The following is a 21,866-nucleotide window of genomic DNA, read 5'->3' as shown; positions in this document are numbered from 1 at the left end:
ATAATGAAAAAAATAATATCAATCATCATTCCAATACTTGCTTGCTTGCTGAACGCTCCTGTTCAGGCTGGGACGTGTGATGTCTGGGGTAATCAAGACTTTACTGTAACCTTTAATGTGGTTGGCCCAGCATCAAATAGCTATGTGTATCTCGATCATAGTGGTTCACATCCTCGAGAAGTACTTTGGTATAATGGCTATGAATATGGCAATGCAAACTACTACTTCGATGAGCCTAATTTACTAGCAGGCCAACCCTATAATATTCGTCTTGAGCATCAAGTTAGCCATAATTCTGGAACGTTAAAATATTATCGCAAGTTTGCCGGAGACAGTGAATGGCAACTCATTGACGTTAAGAATGATGTAGATTTAAAAAATGGTAAGTTGACTTTGTATGATCAGGGAAGCCCGAGTCAAGTTGATTGTAGCGGTAGTACTCCCGATCCAGTAGAGCCTGAAGTGCCAGATGATGTATGTCAGTACTTTCCTCAGCCAATTCAAGGGATGAAAGGTTACACTGAGAACACGCTTAATGTACCAAATAAAAGTGCGCGTGCGCTCGGGTGGTCTGAAGAGTACAAGAGCTACTATACAGTCACAAATAAAGAAGATTTATTTTACTACTCTCCGAATGCTCAACAGCCGAATAAACCTCAGTACATCTTGGCGGGTTTTGATAAAGCGAACGTAGATGATGCTCGAGATAGATTGTATCGTTCCCCTATTTGTGGAAGTGATACGGGGTGTGATGTCGGTAATAATGATGCGCATCTAGAGGCGAGAAAAGCGTCTGAACCTACAGGTGTTCCTACCGACTTTGGTGACCGTTCATTATCGTTAGAGGCTCATAATATCGGCTATAAGTGTGACAATACTAACTTGTGTAGCGCGACACGCTACTCTCTAAATGGCAAGAGTGGAATCGAGATTAAAATCGAAAAGAATCTTGATAGCTTATGGGTAAGTCAGAACAATTCGCCTTTTGATCAAATTAAAGTAATTTTACCCGACGGCACCAATGTTCGTAACTTCAGAGCTGAAGCGGGTCCGAGAGATGACTTGAGAATTGTTATTCCTCAAGACTCTACCATCACTTTTGAACGTTGGGAGCATGTTGGGCACACTAAGTATTCTTTTTATAACAACTCCAGAATCAACGTGAGTGGTAACTCAGTTGTTTTCTCTAATCCTATTGATGTTACAACAAACTACTACGCAACAATTTATGCACCAAATGCGTCAGTGAATTTTCAAACAAAATCTAAACAATTCTATGGGTTTATCTTAGCCGATACTGTTAATTTCAATAACCCGATTACGGTGCATGGTTCAGTAACAGCGCGTCATTTGACAATGAAGAAAAATGTCGTGATTCAAAAGCCTGATTATTCGTGCCCTGTGGAACCTCCAGTCCAGCAATGTAATTTACTTCCAATGGAAACGTTTAGTTCATCTAATGTTGATAACTGGTCTGTTATTGGTTATGGCAGCAGCGTAAAGCCACAAGTAGTTAATGGACGATTTCGACTCAATGATAATAGAGCTCGTCAAGCGACAGCTTCTGCTTACAACTACTTGTTCCCGTCCGATGAGAACTACTTAGAAATTGAGTTCGATCACTTTGCTTATGGTGGTGGCTATAATGGTGCAGATGGCGTTGCTTTGGTTATCTCTGATGCTAATGTGCCTCCGCAAACAGGGGCTTTCGGCGGGCCATTGGGCTATGGTATGAAACTACACAAAAACCACTCTGGTGAGGTGTCTCATGATGTAGAGGGCTTTGCTGGTGGATGGTTAGGCATAGGTATCGATGAATACGGCAACTTTTACCGAGAAGGTGGGGAAAACCTTGCTAGTCATGGCTCTGCAAACAGTGTTGGCGTGCGTGGTGCAGGCATTAAAGACAACAACGGTAAATGGCTAAAAGGTTACAAGTACATCAAAGGAAAGCAGTTTAACCAACCGTTAGATAATCGTTCGAGTACTCCTCACCGTTACAAGGTTATTTTGAACTCTCGTAATTCGGGGGTGATTACTCTATCCGTACAGCGAAAGGTTGGAGTTAATGGTCAATGGCATACAGTAATTAGTGATTTTGATGTATTAACTGAAGGAAACTTCCATTACACACCAGAAAACTTCCGTATTTCAGTTACTGCTTCCACGGGGGCACTTACAAACACACACGAAATGGATAACTTCCAAGTTTGTGCCGATAAATACCAGAAAATAACGGAAGGCATTCACCACTTCGAATTTGATTACGCTGGTACTGGCAGTATTTGTCAGGCGTCCGAGGTAACACTACGAGCATGTATGGATCCTTCTTGTTCGAAAACGTACCCATCTTCAGTATTGAGCTCGAACCCAGGAGCAACGGTTGACCCTGTGACGGTGTCCTTATTACCGCAATCGGATTCTCTTGTCGCATGGGAAGGGGGAGATCGTGTTACGTTCTCTGACTCTGTTTCGTTGAAGCTACAAGCGTTCCAATCAGGTTCAGCAAAACTTGGAATTGCAAGTAGCTCGGTTCCACAGTTTGGCTTTGACGGGGCGAAGTGTCGTATTGCTGGTGGGCCTTTGTCGGAGCAGAACTGTAATATTTTATTTAACTCCGCTGCGCTAGGTGTGAATATTCCAGACAAAGTGGCGGGTAAGCCATTCTTTAGTGAGCGAGGCCAGCCACAGTATGGCAGCCAAAACTCGCCTTACTTGGAGTTTTGTAGCTCTTCAAGTCAGCAAGGTGGGAAAGGTGAAAGCCGAGACGTTCAGCTGTCATTGGAAAGAATTGAGCCAGCAAATAACGCGGTATCTGTACCAACGTATGTTTCATTTATAAAACAGAATGGTTCGTTCAGTGATGAGGTTGCTGTTGGGGTCGGTGCTACTGTTAATGTAAATAACGTTTATTTTAACAGTCAGGGCAAGGCGTATTTCAACCTAAGATACCCAGAAGCAGGAAAAGTCGCGCTAAAGGCAAAAATAAAAGATGAGCAGGACTCATTAGGCCAAAATAGTTTTGTTAGTTTTCCTGCTTATTTAACGCTGTCAACCGATAGTGGACAATGTGGCTCAGGTTCTTGTACTAAAGGCTTCGTTGCTGCTGGTGAACCTTTCAATATGTTCGTAACAGCGCATCAGTTTGGTGGAGCATTGGCGAAAAACTATCAGCAAGAAGGGCTATCTGTCGCTCATAAAGTGACTTATCCAACGACTGGCGCTTTGTCAGCCGGGGTTTTAGGTAAGGATGTGTATGATCATGATACGCCAACAAATGCAAAAGATTCGATTGAGCAAAGTGTCTCCGAGGTCGGTGCGTTTGAGTTTACAGTAACGCCGCCAGAAGCTTACTTGGGCAGTAAAGCGTTTGTGATTGAGCCCGCGAAAGGCGTCATTGGTCGAATCTACCCTAAATACTTTAAAGTTTACCCAGATGAAAATGCGGACTGGGATTATCCCAATGGACAGAGTTTTGCTTATATGAACCAGCCATTTGGTGTGAGTAAGTTCTATGTGGAGGCTCTAAATACTAGTAAAGGATCGCTGACTAACTACTCGTATTTCGACGATTCTTTGCTAGCGAAATTCAATTTGTATGAGAGTGGCTCTTACACGTCTCGTTTCTCTTCTGTTAAGACTTACAGCGGAACATGGAAGGAAAACTCTGGTCAGTCGCTTGTGGATTCTAGAAGTGTAGGTATTTATACGGGGTCAAGTAGTGATGGTTTGCTTGTAGCGAAGGGAAGTGGATCTCATTACCCTGATGGGCCTTTCAACTTGTTTGAGCAAGGTAAGGACACATTAATTTCAATCACAGGCTCAAGTGCTAGTAAGGACCCTGTGACGGTAATCGAGAGTGATTCAGTTTTGGCTCCGCAACCTGACATCCGCTTTGGTCGTGTCGACCTAGATGATGTCGGTGGTAACCAAGGCTCGACATTACATGTGCCACTTCGAGTTGAATTCTGGAATGGTAGCCGCTTTGTCGCCAACCCTCATGACAGTCAAACCGATGTGAAAGGTGTCACTGCTGCTGAAGCGCATATTTGGCCAAAAGGTACTGATGCGGCCCCTAAAGCGGTCACATTAGGAGCTGGTGGTAAAGTTTCTGAAGGTTACTCTCGAACGGTAACGGCTAAAGAAGCGGAGTCATATCGTCAGCAGACGCGCGTTTGGTTAGATCTTGATGCCTCTGCAAATGGTTTACCATGGCTTAAATACAACTGGAATAAAGATAACGCTGGTGAAGAAAACCCATCATCGGTTGTCACGTTTGGTATTCATCGTGGTAATGACCGAGTGATTTATCGTGGTGAACCGGGGTTAACCGGACAGTAACAAACTTCGGTTTTTTGCGTTAAGTAAGGAAACTGCAAGAAATTGAGGCTTTCTGCTCATGTTTGTGTACCAATGCCTTGCTGTGACAGCGAGGCATTGGTACATTTAGGACAATTTTTGTCTTCTAAATTTTTGCAGGATGAGCGAAGAATATGTTTAAAAAACTTCGTGGCATGTTTTCTAACGACCTATCTATCGATTTAGGTACTGCCAACACTCTAATTTACGTAAAAGGACAGGGCATCGTCCTTGATGAACCTTCTGTAGTTGCTATTCGTCAAGATCGTGTAGGTTCTGCAAAAAGCGTTGCTGCTGTAGGCCATGCGGCAAAACAGATGCTTGGTCGTACGCCGGGCAACATCTCAGCAATCCGCCCAATGAAAGACGGCGTTATTGCTGACTTCTACGTAACAGAAAAAATGCTTCAGCACTTCATCAAGCAAGTGCACGACAACAGCATCCTTAAACCAAGCCCTCGTGTACTGGTTTGTGTTCCTTGTGGCTCTACTCAAGTTGAGCGCCGTGCGATTCGTGAATCAGCACTAGGTGCTGGCGCACGTGAAGTTTACCTAATTGACGAGCCAATGGCGGCGGCAATCGGTGCAGGTCTGCGCGTATCTGAGCCAACAGGTTCAATGGTGGTCGATATCGGTGGTGGTACAACCGAAGTTGCGGTTATCTCACTAAACGGTGTGGTTTACTCTTCTTCTGTACGTATCGGTGGTGACCGCTTTGATGAAGCCGTGATCAACTATGTACGTCGTAACTACGGCAGCTTGATCGGTGAAGCAACCGCTGAAAAGATCAAACACGAAATCGGTTCTGCTTACCCTGGCGATGAAGTTCAAGAAATCGAAGTTCGCGGTCGTAACCTTGCAGAAGGTGTTCCACGTAGCTTTAGCCTGAACTCAAACGAAATCCTAGAAGCGCTGCAAGAGCCGCTATCAGGCATCGTATCTGCAGTGATGGTTGCGCTTGAGCAATGTCCACCAGAGCTAGCGTCTGATATCTCTGAAAACGGTATGGTACTAACAGGTGGTGGTGCACTACTGAAAGACCTAGACCGTCTACTAATGGAAGAAACAGGTATTCCTGTGGTTATCGCTGAAGACCCACTTACATGTGTGGCTCGTGGTGGTGGTAAGGCACTAGAAATGATCGACATGCACGGTGGCGATCTATTCTCTGAAGAATAAAGTGTTAGGTGAAGTCCACTCGGGCTTCACCTTCATTTCCTCACTCTGTAATTTCAATCTGCTCCATACCTAGAATCACACTATGTCGAATTCTTAGGTTGCCAAGTAAGGCTCAATAATCATGGTAGCAATCAGGTTAAAAACAAGATGAAACCGATTTTTGGCAGAGGCCCATCTCTGCAATTGCGTCTGTTTTTTGCTGTCATCGTGTCGGCGAGCTTAATGCTGGCTGATAACCGTCTAGATACGTTTTCCAACGTCCGATACCTATTGAACAGTATGGTTGCACCTATTCAGTATGCAGCCAATATGCCTCGTAGCATGTTTGATGGAATGTTCGAGCGTTTAAACACTCGTCAGGCATTGATTGAAGGCAATCGCAATTTGAAGCGCGAAGTGCTTCGCCTGAAGAGCGAGCTGATCTTGCTCGACCAATATAAAGAAGAAAACCAACGCCTGCGCAAACTTCTCGGCTCTTCCTTCGTCCGTGACGAAAAGAAAGTCGTGACAGAAGTGATGGCCGTTGATACATCACCATATCGTCACCAAGTGGTGATTGATAAAGGCCGTATTGATGGTGTGTACGTTGGCCAACCTGTTATCAACGAGAAAGGTATCGTTGGTCAGGTGACGTTTGTTGCGGCGCATAACGCACGCGTATTGCTGCTAACAGATGCGAAAAACGCAATTCCAGTTCAGGTAATTCGTAACGATATTCGCGTGATCGCTTCCGGTAACGGTGAAGTGGATGAAATCCAGTTGGAACACATCCCAACCAGTACTGATATCCAAGTGGGTGATTTGCTGGTGACATCGGGTCTTGGTGGTATTTACCCAGAAGGCTACCCAGTTGCGACAGTCACGAATGTCGATCACGATACTCGCCAAGAGTTTGCATCGATCAAAGCGGAGCCAGTGGTTGAATTTGATCGTCTGCGCTACTTGTTGTTGATTTGGCCGAATGAAGACCGTCAACATAAAGTACTGCAATCCAATGTAGAAGAAGGTTCAGAACAAGAGGTAACCGATGGCCAATAGTGTATTAAGAAGTCGAATGGTCATCGGCGTCAGCTTCTTCGTTGCGCTAGTCCTACAAACCATTCCATGGCCGGGCGTACTCGATTTGTTGCGCCCATCATGGCTGTTCCTAGTGACCTGTTACTGGGTATTGGCATTGCCGCACCGTGTCAATGTTGGTACCGCTCTGATCTTAGGTTTGTTGTGGGACATTTTGATTGGCTCGACGCTCGGGATCCGAGGGATGATGATGTCGATCATTATCTACTTGGTGGCATTAAACTTCTTAGTGATCCGTAACATGGCATTATGGCAACAATCTATTTTGATTGCCTTTTTTACCGTGCTACTAGAGCTTCTCATATTCTGTGGGGAATATTTGAACCAGGACGTAGTATTTAATCCATTATCCCTGTGGACTGCAGCAATAAACTGTATACTTTGGCCATGGATGTTTTTATTAATGCGACGCGTCCGTCGCGCATGGCACGTAAGGTAGCGTTGTGAAAAAGGGCTTATCCCTCGTACTCGCATCGGGTTCTCCGAGAAGAAAAGAGCTGCTTGCTCAGTTAGATTATGACTTTGATATTGTGCTTCCTGATATAGAGGAAGCCAAACAAAACCATGAGCAAGCAAAAGACTATGTGTTGCGTCTCTCTTTGGAAAAAGCTCAAGCAGGCTTAGCGATGGCTAAGCCTGATTCCGTTGTATTGGGCTCAGATACCGTGGTGGTATGCGATAACCACGTATTAGAGAAACCTAAAAATTTCGAAGATTCAAAACGCATGCTCAGCAATTTGTCCGGTCGTCAGCATCAAGTGATGACGGCGGTGAGCGTCGTATCAAAAGAACAACAACACTCAGTGGTCGTTATCACTGACGTGTGGTTCAAAACACTGACTGAAGAAGAAATAGAACGATACTGGCAGTCAGGCGAACCATGCGATAAAGCTGGAAGTTATGGTATTCAAGGACTCGGTGGGCGTTTCGTCACCCGAATCGAAGGCAGTTATCACGCCGTAGTAGGCTTACCTTTGTTCGAAACCGATCAGCTAATTCAAGAATTTTTATAATTGTTTTGAGGTGTGCACATGAGTGCAGAATTGCTGCTTAACGTGACCCCGAGTGAGACTCGTGTGGCCATGATTGAAGGTGGAGTACTACAAGAAGTTCATATAGAACGTGAATCGCGCCGCGGCATTGTTGGCAATATTTACAAAGGCAAAGTGAGCCGAGTATTGCCGGGCATGCAAGCGGCGTTTGTCGATATTGGTCTAGATAAAGCGGCATTCTTACACGCGTCAGACATCGTTCCACACACCGAATGTGTGGCAGAGAACGAAAAGCAACAGTTCCAAGTGCGTGATATTTCTGAATTGGTTCGCCAAGGACAGGATATTGTTGTACAGGTGGTTAAAGACCCGCTAGGTACCAAGGGCGCTCGTCTGACGACTGATATCACTCTTCCTTCGCGTTATCTTGTTTTTATGCCGGGAGCGAGCCATGTTGGTGTTTCTCAGCGTATTGAAAGCGAAAGTGAGCGTGAGCGTCTGAAGAAAGTCGTCAATCACTACTGTGATGAGCACGGTGGCTTTATCATTCGTACTGCGGCAGAAGGTGCTGATGAGAAAGAGCTTTCTCAAGATGCGGCATTTTTGAAGCGTTTATGGCAGAAGGTGATGGAGCGTCGTGCGAAGTATAAAACTCGCTCGACCTTGTACGGTGAGCTAGGCTTAGCCCAGCGCATTCTACGTGATTTTGTTGGCACTGAATTGGACAAAATCATGGTCGACTCTCGCCTAGAGTATGAGAACCTAAAAGAGTTTACCTCTGAGTACGTGCCTGAGCTAACAGACAAGCTTGAGCTATACGAAGGTGACAAGCCGATCTTCGACATGTACGACACAGAGAACGAAATCCAACGTTCTTTGGAGCGTAAGGTTGAGCTTAAATCTGGTGGCTACCTAATCATCGATCAAACTGAAGCGATGACAACGGTCGACATCAATACCGGTGCGTTTGTTGGTCGTCGTAACCTTGAAGAAACCATCTTCAACACCAACGTCGAAGCGACCCAAGCGATTGCCCGTCAACTGCGCCTACGTAACTTAGGCGGTATCATTATTATCGACTTCATCGATATGTTATCGGACGAACATCGTAAGCGTGTACTAACTTCGCTTGAGACCGCCTTGTCAAAAGACCGTGTAAAAACCAACATTAACGGCTTTACTCAGCTAGGCTTAGTTGAGATGACTCGTAAGCGTACGCGCGAAAGTATTGAACATATCTTATGTTCTAGCTGTCCTACTTGTGAAGGTCGCGGCAGCGTGAAGACTGTTGAGACCGTGTGTTACGAGATCCTACGTGAAATCACTCGAGTGAATCGTGCGTATGATGCAGATAACTTCGTTGTGTACGCATCGCCATACGTAGCTGAAACACTATTGGGTGATGAATCCCATGCACTAGCTGAACTCGAAGTATTTATTGGTAAGCAAGTTCGTATTCAAGCTGAACCCCTGTACATTCAGGAGCAGTTTGACGTCGTCATGATGTAATTGGAAAATTTGTGAATTCTGGTTTTAACCGTTTCGGGCGTTTCTGCGCGTGGACATTAGTCACTCTGTTGGTGCTTCTGGCCATTTTAGTGACCACACTGCGCGTAGCATTGCCACAACTTAACCACTTCCAAGATGAGATCAAAACCTGGGTCAAGCAAGGCACAGGTTTTGACTTTTCTATCACCAGCGTTGCTGGCTCTTGGCGTAACAGCCATCCCTCTATCGCACTGCAAGGTTTAGAAGCGAATCTGCCGAACAACCAAGATGCTCGTTTTGCAGTGGATGAAATCCATATTGAATTCGATCTTATTCAATCTCTTTTGCAGTTTAAGCCCGTGGTTGCGGACTTAACGATCGATGATTTAGCGTTAGATATTCGTACTGTCGACCTGTTGTCGAAATCAGAAGGCAAAGAGCCAACTGCGAATGTCAGCAAAAATGAAACCAAGCTGATTGATCAACTCGACTCTCTATTGCTGCGACAGTTTGAAGATTTCACCATCACTGATTCTCGCATTTGGTATAAATCGGTTTCCGGTGAAACTCGCCGCTTGGATATCGAACAACTCCGCTGGAGTAACCAAGGTAAACACCATCTAGCAGAGGGTACGGTAAGTATTGCCGATGCAAGTCTTAACTCGTTATTAGTACGTGCCAACTTTAAAGATTACGGCTCGTTGCGTGATGTGTCGGGCGAGTTTTACGTAAGTGTAAAAGACGTGTCTGTGACGCCTTGGCTAACCACGTACATGCAAGAACAATCGGGTGTTGAGTCTGGTAAAGTGAGCCTCAATACTTGGCTGACATTGAGACATAGCCAGCCGAGCTATGCTTACGTCGACTTACAACCCTCTGAACTGGTTTGGAATGAGAATGGCCATCATGATCTTCTGATCGAATCTGGTATTTTCAAGCTACTACCCGATAAAGAGGGGTGGAAAGTAAATGGTCACTCACTTCAAATCCGCACGGATGACAGACCATGGCCAGAGCTAGATGTTGCTTTTGATTGGCAACCAGAAGGCTGGTTACTCAACCTTTCTCAATTGGATATTGAAGCGCTAACCCCGTTAATTAAATTAGCACCGAAGTCAGAATCCACCACGGATTTACTCGACAAGCTTGCGCCAAAAGGGCGTGTAGAAGACATCCGTCTGTCGATGAATGGCAGCTTAGATACGTTGCGTTATTCTGCCGAACTGGAAGAGCTAGGCTTAACGCAATGGGAACTGCTTCCGGGCTTTAGTCATGTGCAAGGCAAGGTGTCGGGTAACTTAGATCAAGCAAAAGCGAAAGTGACCGTTATTGATGATGTGTTTCCGTATGGAGATGTATTTCAAGCGCCGTTGAACATTAAGCAAGGTGAGGTCGACATCATCTGGCAGCAAGATGAAGCAGGCTGGCGTTTATGGTCCGATAAAGTGACGGCGGCAACACCGGATCTGCAAGTGCTGGGTGCGTTCCGTCTCGACTTCCCGAAAGAACAAAGCCCATTCCTGTCGTTTTATGCCGAAGCTGACCTCTACAACGCGGGTGAAACTTGGCGTTACCTGCCGACGTTAGCGCTTGGGCAAGATCTGACAGACTATCTCTCGACTGCGATTCAAGGTGGTAAGGTCAATACTGCTAAGCTGCTTTGGTATGGCGAGCTAGGTGACTTCCCGTATAAAGCGCATAACGGTATGTTCCAAGCATGGGTTGGTTTGAAGAACGCGAAGTTCAGTTTTGATACGGCATGGCCAACCATCACAGATTTACAGCTCGATTTATTGTTTGAAAATGACGCCATGTATTTGGATTCGAAGTCTGCCACGTTAAATGGCGTGAAAGCGAAGCGAATCACAGGTCGTATTCCTGAGCTTGCAGAAGGTGGCCACATTGAGATTGAAGCCAAAGCAAGCGCACCGGGTAATGAAGTTCGTGACTACATGATGGCGACGCCACTGGTTGACTCCGTAGGAGCTGCATTGACCGCGCTGCAAGTCAGTGGTCCGGTCTATTCTGAGTTCCAACTTAATATCCCATTTGATACCGAGAAAGACGCTCGCGCTTGGGGCTATGCGGATCTTAAGAATAACCGCGTAGACATAGATGCGCCGCCGATGACGTTAGAAAACGCAACCGGTCGTATCAAGTTCGACAATGACGTTGTGACCACTTCAGGTCTCTCTGCTGAACTATTGAAGCAGCCAATCTCACTGGACTTCCGCGGTGAGAATGCGGAACAAGGCTATAACGTAACCATTAATACCCTTGGTGATTGGGAGGTAAACCCGCTTAAACCTTACCTTGGTGAGCGTTGGTTGAGTCTGGTGTCTGGTCATGCACCTTGGCAAATGGATATCGACCTACAACTGAATGATGTTGGCTTTACCTACCAAGTGGATGTGCTTGCTCAACTTAGCCAGTTAACCAGTGAATATCCTTATCCGCTGGCGAAAAAACGTGGCGAGAAAGGGCAAGCGAAGCTGCAAGCTTCTGGTAACCAAGAAAGCATTTCTGCGCGATTACAAATTCCAAATGCGAAGTACCAGACTGAAATCGATATTTCTGGCGACGTACCTCAGTTAACGGCGACTAATCTTGTGGTTGGCAATGGTGGCTTCAAGATCAGCCCAGTCGTCGGGCACGATGCCTCGATTCGTCTAGATGATTTGAGTCTTGATAAGTGGTCAGACTTAATGCACGTTCCTCAAAGCACGACGCAGTCAGTACTGTCGAGTATGAAAACGCCGACGATTCCTGTACCTACGCGCGTGAGTATGGACGTACAAAACTTAGAACTTGGTGGGATTGAGTTCCATGACGTGAACTTAAATGCGCGTAAGAAGAACTTAAGCTGGCAGCTTGATGTAGATAGTCAGGAAGTGAAAGGTAAAGCGAACTACCTCAAGCCGTCTGAACTGTCTGTTTCACTGGATCATCTACATTTGTACATTCCGGGCTTCGATGAGATGACCAAAGAGCGAGGTTCCTTGTTTGCCAGCGAAGATCAAGCGGCACCGCTTATCTCAAACTTTGACCGCAAGTTCCATGCAGAGATGCCAAACTTAACCTTGAGCATCGATGACTTTTGGTTGCAGGGCTATAAAGTCGGCAAAGTGAATGTGGATGTGGTACGCGCTAACAACCGCCTTGAATGGAAGAATGTAAACTTTAGCAGTGGCCAAAACCGTGTGGATATGAGCGGATGGTGGGAACTGACGAAAGAACGCAGTCATTCAAACCTAACCATGAAGGTGAAAGGTGAGAACAACAGTGACTTGATGGAGCGTTTTGGTATTACCTCAGGCATTCAGCAGGCACCGTTTGAAATCAATGCCAACCTAGACTGGGATGGTGCACCTTGGTCGATGAAGACGAACAGTTTACAAGGTGACGTGTCTACCGAGTTCGGAAAAGGCGTGATCACTGAAGTCAGCGGCGCCGCTCGACTGCTTGGCCTATTCAGCCTCGACTCTATCATTCGTAAGATGCAGCTCGACTTTACCGACGTATTCGACAAGGGCATGGCCTTTAACTCGATTACGGGGACAGGCAAAATCCAAGATGGTGTGTTTATCACTAACGATATTGAGATGGATGCCCTTGCGGGTGAGATGAAAATCCGCGGTATCGCTGATATGAACACCCGTTTGGTGGATGCGGAAGTGAACTTTACCCCAGACATTACTTCAGGTATCCCAATGCTGACCGCCTTCGCGGTAGCGCCTCAAACGGCATTGTATGTACTAGCGATTTCGACGGTTATCTCTCCTGTGGTGGAGGTTTTCACGCAAGTAAATTACGAAGTGAAAGGTCCGCTTGATTCACCGACTGTAAAAGAGGTTTCGCGAAGCAAGGGCGAATACAAGTTGCCAGAAAAACTGCGTGAGCAAGCTAAGTAATTGCGCAGTTGACCTTCTGACGAACAAGGAATAGAAAACATGGAACGTGTTGGCATCATTCAAATGACATCGGGTCCAGATATCGAGCAGAATCTGGACTTCATTGCTAAGCAATGTGCCTTGGCTGCTGAGCAAGGTGTGAAGCTGGTTGTGACACCAGAAAACACCACACAATTTGCCAACCGAGCGGCGTATCACCAGAACGCAGAAACTTTGGGTGACGGTCCAATTCAGCAGCGTTTATCTGATATCGCACAGCACCACCAACTGACTTTAATTGTGGGCAGCATGCCGATCCGCGCTGAGCAAGGTGTTACCACGACGACATTGGTCTTCTCACCGCAAGGCGAGTGCATTGCTCACTACGATAAGCTGCATATGTTTGACGTCGATGTCGCCGATGGGCATGGCAGTTATCGTGAATCGGATACCTTTGCCGCGGGCAATCGCATCGTGACGGCAGAGACCAATATTGGTACGGTAGGCTTAAGTATTTGCTACGACGTACGCTTTCCTGAATTGTTTAAAGCGTTACGCTTAGCAGGGGCTCAAATTATAGTTGTACCCGCTGCCTTTACCGCGGTAACGGGAGAAGCACATTGGGAAGTGTTACTTCGAGCGCGTGCCATTGAAACCCAATGCTGGATTCTTGCCTGCGGGCAAACGGGAACGCACCCATGTGGCCGTCAAACTTGGGGGCATTCCATGGTGATTGACCCTTGGGGAGGCGTTCACCAACAATTGAATGACCAAGTAGGCTTGCTGGTGGCTGAGATAGATTTGTCACACAACCAGCAAGTAAGGCAGAATATGCCGCTGACTCAACACAGTCGCTTTCAAAATGAATTGAAACGGAAATAAAAGAGCTAACTATGAGCATAAACCAAATAGAACAGGCACTCCTTGCCCCAAACGGTCTGACAGAGCAAGACATCGCTGACACACTAGCGAGCATTGCGACGCGCCAGATCGATTATGCGGACATTTACTTTCAGTCCAGCTGGCACGAGTCTCTGGTTCTAGAAGACAGCATCATTAAAGATGGCTCTTTCAATATTGACTGTGGTGTCGGTGTACGAGCAGTCACAGGCGAAAAAACCGGTTTCGCCTATTCAGACCAAATTCAACTAGACGGTTTGAAGCAAAGTGCTATTGCCGCGCGTGGTATTGCGCAGCAAGGCCAAAATGGCAAAGTGCATGCATTCAAACGTTCTGATAACCAAGCTTACTACGATGCGGTAAACCCATTAGCAAGCTGGGAAAAGCAACAAAAAACCGAACTGTTGTTGTCTCTGGACGCGTATATCCGTACCAAAGAGCCACTCATCAAAGAAGTATCTATCAGCATCAGCGGTGTGCATGAGCAAATGTTGGTTGCTGCAACCGACGGTACTTACGCTGGTGACATTCGTCCGCTTGTCCGTCTATCAATCAGTGTTCTTGCTGAAAAAGGCGATCGCCGTGAACGCGGTAGCGCTGGTGGCGGTGGTCGTTTCGGTTACGACTTCTTCCTGTCTGAAACTAACGGCGTGAAACAAGCCTTCCAATTCGCTGATGAAGCGATTCGTATGGCGCTAGTGAACCTAGAAGCAGAAGCTGCACCTGCAGGCATGATGCCTGTGGTACTTGGCTCTGGCTGGCCGGGCGTATTGCTGCACGAAGCGGTAGGTCACGGTTTAGAGGGTGACTTCAACCGTAAAGAGTCGTCAGTATTCTCTGGCAAGATGGGTGAGCAAGTGACGTCTCCGCTTTGTACTATCGTGGATGATGGCACGCTAAAAGACCTACGCGGATCATTGAACGTCGATGATGAAGGTGTGAACGGTCAATACAACACGCTTATCGAAAATGGTGTGTTAAAAGGCTATATGCAAGATAAGTTGAACGCACGCCTAATGGGTGTAAACCCAACAGGTAACGGCCGCCGTGAGTCTTATGCGCATCTACCAATGCCACGTATGACTAACACTTACATGCTACCGGGTGAGCACACACCAGAAGAGATCATCTCTACGGTGAAGAAAGGTCTGTACGCACCAAACTTTGGTGGCGGTCAGGTGGACATCACTTCTGGTAAGTTTGTGTTCTCTGCATCGGAAGCGTACTTGATTGAAGATGGTAAAATCACTCGCCCAGTGAAAGGCGCAACGCTGATTGGCTCTGGTATTGAAGCGATGCAGCAAGTTTCTATGGTGGGTAACGACCTAAGCATCGACAGAGGTGTTGGCGTGTGTGGTAAGGCGGGTCAAAGCGTACCGGTTGGCGTTGGTCAGCCTACATTGAAGCTCGATTCCATCACCGTTGGTGGCACTGAGTAAGCATTAACTACCAATTAGTTATGACGTTAAAGATCGTCATTCCCTACCGCGACGAAGGAGCGATGATAGGGAATCTCGACTTTTAGCCTAGAGCATCAAACGTTAAGCTATTAAAGAATAAAAGAGCGCTCATTGAGCGCTCTTTTGTTTTTAGGGGGAGATGATTCGCTATAGATTCTCTTCCGCAAATTCAGCCAAGCGACTACGCACCACACCATTGAGGTGAATGTTGGCACTGCCTTCAAAGTTCTTGAAGCGTTCAACCATATACGTCAAACCAGATGTCACTGGGGTTAGGTAATGGGAGTCAATTTGTGCCAAGTTACCCGAACACACAATCTTGGTGCCTTCACCACAACGGGTGATGATGGTTTTGATTTGTGAAGCGGTTAAGTTCTGACACTCATCGAGTAGGACAAATGCATTCTGGATCGAGCGGCCACGCATAAAGTTGATCGATTTAAACTGAATGTTGGCTTTATCGCAGATGTACTTCATCGAGCCTTCGGTGCAATGGTCGTTCTTGTGCAGCGCTTCCAAGGTATCGGTCACCGCTGCTAACCAAGGCATCATTTTCTCTTCTTCCGACCCCGGCAAGAAACCAATCGACTCACCAATGTCTGGCGTGTTACGGGTTACGATGATCTTATCGAACATGCCTTTTTCAATGGTTTGTTCCAATGCCGCAGCCATGGCAAGGAGCGTTTTACCACTACCTGCGGCACCAGTCAGAATCACCAAATCAATATCAGGGTCGAGTAGGGCATCCATCGCCATGCCTTGGTAGATATTTTTCGGTGTAATATCCCAAGCGCGACGATGCATCATGCGCTCACGACTCAGGTCGAGCAGCGTAACCTTATCCTCATTGATGGTTTCTACTCGTCCTACAAAATCACTCTCTTCATCAATCACGTATTGGTTGATAAAGGTCGGCTCGAACGGTTCGCGGCTGAGTTTATGGAACGTTTTTCCGCCCAGCGCGTAACTATCAACCTCGTCCACACTACTCCAAAAGTCGCCTTCACGCTGTTGGAAGCCTTTGGTGAGGTATTGGATATCATCAATCAGTTGATCCGTACGATAGTCTTCAACGAAGCGTACACCAGCACCTTTGGCTCTTAAACGCATGTTGATGTCTTTGGTTACGAGCACAACTTCTCGTGGTGCACGTTTGTTTTGCAGATAAAGCACCGCATTGAGTATGCGGTTGTCACCGGCTTTGTCGGCGAAAGCTTTGACGGTTTCCTGCAACTCGAAGTCCGCCAAAATAGAGATGGTGCCTTGGCTTGGGTTATCTTTAGAAACCGGAATACCTTCTGAGATTTCATCTGGTGTTGCGTCTCTAAACAGATCTTCCAAAGCGCGAATCGCAACGCGTGCATCCCTTGCTACATCACGTTTACTGTCTTTGATTCGGTCGAGTTCTTCCAACACAGTCATTGGGATGACGACATCGTGTTCTTGGAAAGAGAAGATGGCGAAGGGTTCATGAAGAAGAATGTTGGTATCAAGTACAAACAGTTTCCGATCGGTATCGCCCATAGCGTCTCCTTGCCGCAGCGCGGCTTTGCTGGCTAGTAGCTAAGAAGGAACAGTCTTCCTAACTCTGATTGCTTGCAATAGAGGTTGTCGGGCAATGTCGGTTAGTGCGCAACCGAGTAGCAAGACAACTTACTGCAAACCCGTGTTGATCCTAATCGTGTACTAAATGCGCTCAAATCATGTTTGATGACTCTAAGCGCCCCTCAATAGAAGTATACGTAAAATTTACTTCTTACAACTTAATAATTGTCATGAGTTTTTTACAATTTGATTGCATTCCTAATTCAGGAAAAAAAGTTGCCCCTCTGGGCGGTTTCGGCGTGACCTAAATCACAGCTTCAAGTAAGATTAGCGACCTTTTTCTGCGTATAGGCTACGCCCGATTTATCATGTTCAGCTGGCTTAAAAATGCACAGCGCAAAGTGGCATGACAAGCACGATTGGCATAGCAGAAGCCAGAATCAGATCTAAACTTATTATCCATGCCCATCGGGATGGGTAGAGACCAACAAGAAACAACAACGAGGTAGTCAATTCATGACATTTGCTTTGGGGCAGCGCTGGATTAGCGATACGGAAAGCGATTTAGGTTTAGGTACCGTAGTAGCAATGGATGCTCGTACTGTGACATTGATGTTTGCAGCATCAGAGGAAAACCGAGTTTACGCACGTAACGATGCACCAGTTACCCGAGTAACGTTCAACGTCGGTGATGTCATCGATTGCCAAGAAGGTTGGTCATTAAAAGTTGAAGAAGTACTGGAAGATGAAGGTCTATACACCTATTTCGGTACTCGTGAAGACACGCAAGAAACAGCGATCGTGTTGCGTGAAATCTTCCTAAGCAACCACATTCGTTTTAACAAGCCGCAAGACAAGTTGTACGCAGGTCAAATCGACCGCATGGACAACTTTGTACTTCGCTACCGAGCGCTACAAAACCAATTTGAGCAACACAAGAGCCCAATGCGTGGTCTGTGTGGCATGCGTGCAGGCTTGATCCCTCATCAACTTTACATCGCACATGAAGTGGGGCGTCGTCACGCGCCTCGCGTATTGCTAGCGGATGAAGTTGGTCTGGGTAAAACCATCGAAGCGGGCATGATCATCCACCAGCAAGTGCTGTCAGGTCGTGCGGAGCGTATTCTTATCGTGGTGCCAGAGACACTGCAACACCAGTGGCTCGTTGAGATGATGCGTCGTTTCAACCTGCACTTCTCTATCTTCGATGAAGAGCGTTGTATTGAGGCGTTCGCAGAAGCGGAAAACCCATTTGATACACAGCAATACGTGCTGTGTTCACTGGATTTCCTACGTAAGAGCCGCAAGCGTTTTGAGCAAGCGCTAGAAGGCGAGTGGGATCTATTGGTTGTCGATGAAGCGCACCACCTAGAATGGAGCCAAGACAAACCAAGCCGCGAATACCAAGTAGTAGAGGGCTTAGCAGAACGCACTGCGGGTGTGTTACTGCTTACCGCTACACCAGAGCAGCTAGGTCGTGAGAGCCACTTTGCTCGTCTACGTCTGCTAGATCCAGATCGCTTCTACGATTACGACGCATTCGTTGAAGAAGAAGAGCAATACGCACCTGTTGCGGATGCTATCACGTCGTTATTCTCTGGTGAGAAGCTGCCTGACGAAGCGAAAAACCAAATTACGGAACTGCTTTCCGAGCAAGACGTTGAGCCGTTATTCCGCATCATCGAAAGCGACAGCGATGAAGAAGCGAAAGCGTCAGCGCGCCAAGAACTGATCGACAACCTGATGGACCGTCACGGTACAGGTCGAGTGCTGTTCCGTAACACGCGTGCAGCGATCAAAGGCTTCCCGAAGCGTAACGTGCATCTAATGCCAATGGACATCCCGCAGCAGTACACCACGTCAATGCGTGTATCAGGCGTGATCGGTGGCAAGATGACGCCAGAAGCACGCGCGGTGAAGAACCTTTATCCAGAAGAAATCTTCCAAGAATTTGAAGGCGAAGATTCAAGCTGGTGGCAGTTCGACTCACGTGTTAACTGGCTACTTGAGAAAGTAAAAGAGAAGCGCAGCGACAAAGTGCTGGTTATCGCTTCTCGTGCAAGTACGGCACTGCAACTTGAGCAAGCATTGCGTGAACGTGAAGGTATTCGTGCAACTGTATTCCACGAAGGCATGTCGATCCTGGAGCGTGATAAAGCAGCTGCTTACTTTGCGCAAGAAGAGGGCGGCGCGCAGGTTCTTATCTGTAGCGAAATCGGCTCAGAAGGTCGTAACTTCCAGTTTGCTAACCAGCTTGTTATGTTCGATTTGCCGTTCAACCCAGACTTGCTAGAGCAGCGTATTGGTCGTCTGGACCGTATCGGCCAGAAGCGTGATATCGATATCCACGTGCCTTACCTAAAAGACACGTCACAAGCGATTCTTGCTCGTTGGTTTGATGAAGGTCTGAACGCGTTTGCTGAAACCTGTCCAACAGGTCGCGCGGTTTACGATAAGTACTCTGATGCTCTGATTGAAATGCTGGCGTCTGGTGATGTTTCAAACCTTGATGAAGTGATTGAAGAATCAGCGAAGATGAACAAAGAGCTGAAATCACAACTTGAGCAAGGTCGTGACCGCCTACTAGAGATGCATTCAAACGGCGGCGAGAAAGCGCAACAGATCGTTGAGAAAATCTCATCGACAGATGGTGATACAAACCTAGTGACGTTCGCATTGTCTCTGTTTGACACTATTGGCTTGAACCAAGACGACAAAGGCGAAAATGCACTTGTGGTAACGCCATCTGAGCACATGATGGTGCCAAGCTACCCAGGCTTGCCATACGAAGGTGCGACTATCACATTTGACCGTGATACCGCGCTATCTCGTGAAGACATGCATTTCATCAGTTGGGAACACCCAATGATTCAAGGTGGTATTGATCTGTTGATGAGCGAAGGTGTGGGTACCTCTGCGGTTTCTCTGCTGAAGAACAAAGCGCTACCAGTGGGCACTATCTTACTTGAGTTGGTTTACGCGGTGGATGCACAAGCACCAAAACGCAGCGGCATTACTCGTTTCCTACCGAAGACGCCAATTCGTATGATGATGGATGCTCGTGGTAACGATCTGTCTTCTCAGGTTGAGTTTGAAGGCTTCAACCGTCAGCTTAGCCCGGTAAACCGTCACCTAGGCAGCAAGCTAGTGACATCAGTACAGAAAGATATTCACAGCCTAATCGAAGCGGGAGACGCATTGGTTGAGCAGAAAGTGGAAGAAGTTCGCAAGCAAGCGCATCAAGACATGCAACAAAGCTTGAATGCCGAGCTTGAGCGTCTACAAGCACTGAAAGCGGTTAACCCGAACATCCGTGATGAAGAAATTGAATCGATTGAAGAACAAATCAAAGAGCTAACAGGTTACATCAACCAAGCTCAGGTTCAGTTAGATTCGCTACGTTTGATTGTGGTCAGCCATAACTAATCAGCGTTCAAACACACGAAAAAAGGTCTTCAGTTGAAGACCTTTTTCTTTATCTGAGCTTGGTTTATCTCAGCGGTTCGGTTAATCGTTTGTAGCTAATTACATTAGCCACTTCCACCAAATAAACAGCGCTAAGAAGCCGAATAAGTAAATCAAGCCAGCAATCGACAACCACTTCAATTTACGACCCAGCGCTAATGGCTTAGGTAAGTCGGTTTTGCTCACCAGAATGTAGTTCAGTAGCGCGAAGAACGGTGTCGTCATAAACGCCAGTACCATAGCAAAGTTCAGCATTGGTAGTAGTGCTGACGCCCAGAACACCACAATACCTAATGCCAAGACCGATACCGTAAGCATGATCGCTGACGTGGCTTTTGGGTTAGTCTCTGGTTGTGAGCGTAGTAGACGTTGAGAGTCTGAAATCACACGAGAGTAGCCATCAATCACCGTAATTGTACTGCCGAAGATGCAGAAGAACGCAATCACCGCAATTAGGTAGCGTGACCACTCACCAATAGTCGCAGCGTACAAGCCGACTAGCTGGTGGGAGAAGCCCACGCCAGAGCTTTTAAGCTCGATGCCTGAGCCGTGTAGCATCAACGCACCTAGCGATACAAATACTAAAGCCAATACCGCTGTGCCAATGTAGCCGACGTTAAAATCAAACAAAGCAGATTTTGCGGTGACTTCTTGTTGGCTAGTTTGGCGCTTTAGCCAAGCAGACGTTAAACAAGAGATCTCGATTGGTGCTGGCATCCAGCCCATGGTCACGACGATAAAGCCGATTGCTGCAATTGACCACGGAGAAGGAGATTCAAAGTTCGCAACGGGTTCTACCGGATTACCAAACGCAATCGCTACTGCTAGTAATGTCGCAATGGTCAGTACGGTCATGATGACTTTCGAGAGCGTATCCAGCGCTTTGTAATGACCAGCAAATAGGATCACCAAGCACGTGACCAATACAATGATACTGAGTGACGCCATCGACAATGAAAATGGAATGAAGTAACCCAACAAGCTCGCACTGAACATTAGAAGGGCTGCTGTATTAATCACCGCAGAAACTGAGCTGAGAAACAAGAACAGCCATAAGTATGGGCGACCAAGCTTAGCGTAGCCTTCAACCAAGGTTTTGCCTGTACCCATGGTGTACTGCACGCCTGCTCGGAAGAATGGGTATTTAAAAAGGTTTACCAGCAGGATAAGCACCGCGAGTTGCCAGCCGTAGATAGCTCCAGCTTTGGTCGATGCGACAAGGTGAGAGCCGCCGACGGCAGCTGAGGCCATAAGAATACCAGGGCCAAGGGAGCGGAAGAATTGCGAGACTTTGGATTGGGGTTGATCGGATACTGCGGATTCCATTTATTATTGTCCTTTTTGTGTCAACTAGTGCTTATAAATAACATTACCGCTCAGCTTGTCAATTTATATTTACGAAGTGATTTTTTTTATTTTTCTCTTCGTTATTGACTTGGCTGTTTTGTTGTTTCTAAAAGTTATATCGATGGTAAAAAGAGGCAGGATTTAAGCGATTTTTCTGCATGCATC

The 21,866-nt window shown here is 46.7% G+C and carries 12 protein-coding genes; 10 read left to right on the top strand and 2 right to left on the bottom strand.

The window, feature by feature from the left end:
• The first annotated feature begins 3 nt into the window (after window positions 1-3).
• From GXP65_RS15430 to tldD, 9 genes are all read left to right on the top strand, one after another.
• The gene (locus GXP65_RS15430; protein ID WP_162093177.1) at window positions 4-4,341 is read left to right on the top strand and encodes a DUF6701 domain-containing protein; all 4,338 of its coding nucleotides are present in this window, start codon (window positions 4-6) and stop codon (window positions 4,339-4,341) included.
• 152 nt (window positions 4,342-4,493) lie between these two features.
• Window positions 4,494-5,537, top strand: coding sequence for a rod shape-determining protein (locus GXP65_RS15425; protein WP_005381144.1), 1,044 nt, complete (start codon window positions 4,494-4,496; stop codon window positions 5,535-5,537).
• Window positions 5,538-5,684: 147 nt separating this feature from the next.
• Window positions 5,685-6,575: a rod shape-determining protein MreC gene (gene mreC, locus GXP65_RS15420; protein ID WP_005432808.1), complete on the top strand. Its 891-nt coding sequence runs from the start codon at window positions 5,685-5,687 to the stop codon at window positions 6,573-6,575.
• Complete coding sequence (mreD, locus tag GXP65_RS15415) at window positions 6,565-7,053, top strand: rod shape-determining protein MreD (RefSeq protein WP_005432825.1); 489 nt, start codon at window positions 6,565-6,567, stop codon at window positions 7,051-7,053. Before mreC ends, mreD begins: the two co-directional genes overlap by 11 nt.
• A 4-nt stretch (window positions 7,054-7,057) precedes the next feature.
• Window positions 7,058-7,627, top strand: coding sequence for a Maf-like protein (locus tag GXP65_RS15410; RefSeq protein ID WP_162093176.1), 570 nt, complete (start codon window positions 7,058-7,060; stop codon window positions 7,625-7,627).
• A gap of 18 nt (window positions 7,628-7,645) precedes the next feature.
• Window positions 7,646-9,115, top strand: a complete 1,470-nt coding sequence (rng, locus tag GXP65_RS15405; protein ID WP_005432792.1) for a ribonuclease G — start codon at window positions 7,646-7,648, stop codon at window positions 9,113-9,115.
• 11 nt (window positions 9,116-9,126) lie between these two features.
• A complete protein-coding gene (locus GXP65_RS15400) occupies window positions 9,127-13,005 on the top strand; it encodes a YhdP family protein (RefSeq protein WP_162093175.1) in 3,879 nt (1,292 codons plus the stop codon).
• Window positions 13,006-13,044: 39 nt separating this feature from the next.
• Entirely contained in the window at window positions 13,045-13,866 is an 822-nt protein-coding gene (locus GXP65_RS15395; RefSeq protein ID WP_134977874.1) for a carbon-nitrogen hydrolase family protein, read from the top strand.
• Between the two features lie 11 nt (window positions 13,867-13,877).
• A complete protein-coding gene (gene tldD / locus GXP65_RS15390; protein WP_050913688.1) occupies window positions 13,878-15,323 on the top strand; it encodes a metalloprotease TldD in 1,446 nt (481 codons plus the stop codon).
• Between the two features lie 168 nt (window positions 15,324-15,491).
• Here the strand turns inward: tldD and GXP65_RS15385 are convergent, their stop codons facing one another.
• Window positions 15,492-16,868, bottom strand: a complete 1,377-nt coding sequence (locus GXP65_RS15385) for a PhoH family protein (protein ID WP_103410519.1) — start codon at window positions 16,866-16,868, stop codon at window positions 15,492-15,494.
• A 537-nt stretch (window positions 16,869-17,405) separates the two neighbouring features.
• Between GXP65_RS15385 and rapA the strand changes: the two genes are divergently transcribed.
• Window positions 17,406-20,315, top strand: a complete 2,910-nt coding sequence (gene rapA, locus GXP65_RS15380) for an RNA polymerase-associated protein RapA (protein ID WP_162093174.1) — start codon at window positions 17,406-17,408, stop codon at window positions 20,313-20,315.
• 99 nt (window positions 20,316-20,414) lie between these two features.
• On the opposite strand, the gene GXP65_RS15375 is transcribed toward rapA, so the two are convergent.
• Window positions 20,415-21,680 (bottom strand): divalent metal cation transporter, encoded by a 1,266-nt coding sequence (locus GXP65_RS15375; RefSeq protein WP_162093173.1) that lies wholly within the window; start codon window positions 21,678-21,680, stop codon window positions 20,415-20,417.
• Between the last annotated feature and the right edge of the window lie 186 nt (window positions 21,681-21,866).

This window comes from Vibrio sp. LB10LO1 (assembly GCF_010092875.1).
Taxonomy (GTDB): Bacteria; Pseudomonadota; Gammaproteobacteria; order Enterobacterales; family Vibrionaceae; genus Vibrio; species Vibrio campbellii.
This window is presented reverse-complemented; position numbering and strand designations above follow the sequence as displayed.

Bases quoted from the DNA above. Each gene is read 5' to 3' on its own strand.
- GXP65_RS15385 (WP_103410519.1), bottom strand. From the start codon at position 16,868: ATGGGCGATACCGATCGGAAACTGTTTGTACTTGATACCAACATTCTT.
- GXP65_RS15425 (WP_005381144.1), top strand. From the start codon at position 4,494: ATGTTTAAAAAACTTCGTGGCATGTTTTCTAACGACCTATCTATCGAT.
- rapA (WP_162093174.1), top strand. From the start codon at position 17,406: ATGACATTTGCTTTGGGGCAGCGCTGGATTAGCGATACGGAAAGCGAT.
- GXP65_RS15395 (WP_134977874.1), top strand. From the start codon at position 13,045: ATGGAACGTGTTGGCATCATTCAAATGACATCGGGTCCAGATATCGAG.
- GXP65_RS15375 (WP_162093173.1), bottom strand. From the start codon at position 21,680: ATGGAATCCGCAGTATCCGATCAACCCCAATCCAAAGTCTCGCAATTC.
- mreC (WP_005432808.1), top strand. From the start codon at position 5,685: ATGAAACCGATTTTTGGCAGAGGCCCATCTCTGCAATTGCGTCTGTTT.
- rng (WP_005432792.1), top strand. From the start codon at position 7,646: ATGAGTGCAGAATTGCTGCTTAACGTGACCCCGAGTGAGACTCGTGTG.
- GXP65_RS15430 (WP_162093177.1), top strand. From the start codon at position 4: ATGAAAAAAATAATATCAATCATCATTCCAATACTTGCTTGCTTGCTG.
- mreD (WP_005432825.1), top strand. From the start codon at position 6,565: ATGGCCAATAGTGTATTAAGAAGTCGAATGGTCATCGGCGTCAGCTTC.
- tldD (WP_050913688.1), top strand. From the start codon at position 13,878: ATGAGCATAAACCAAATAGAACAGGCACTCCTTGCCCCAAACGGTCTG.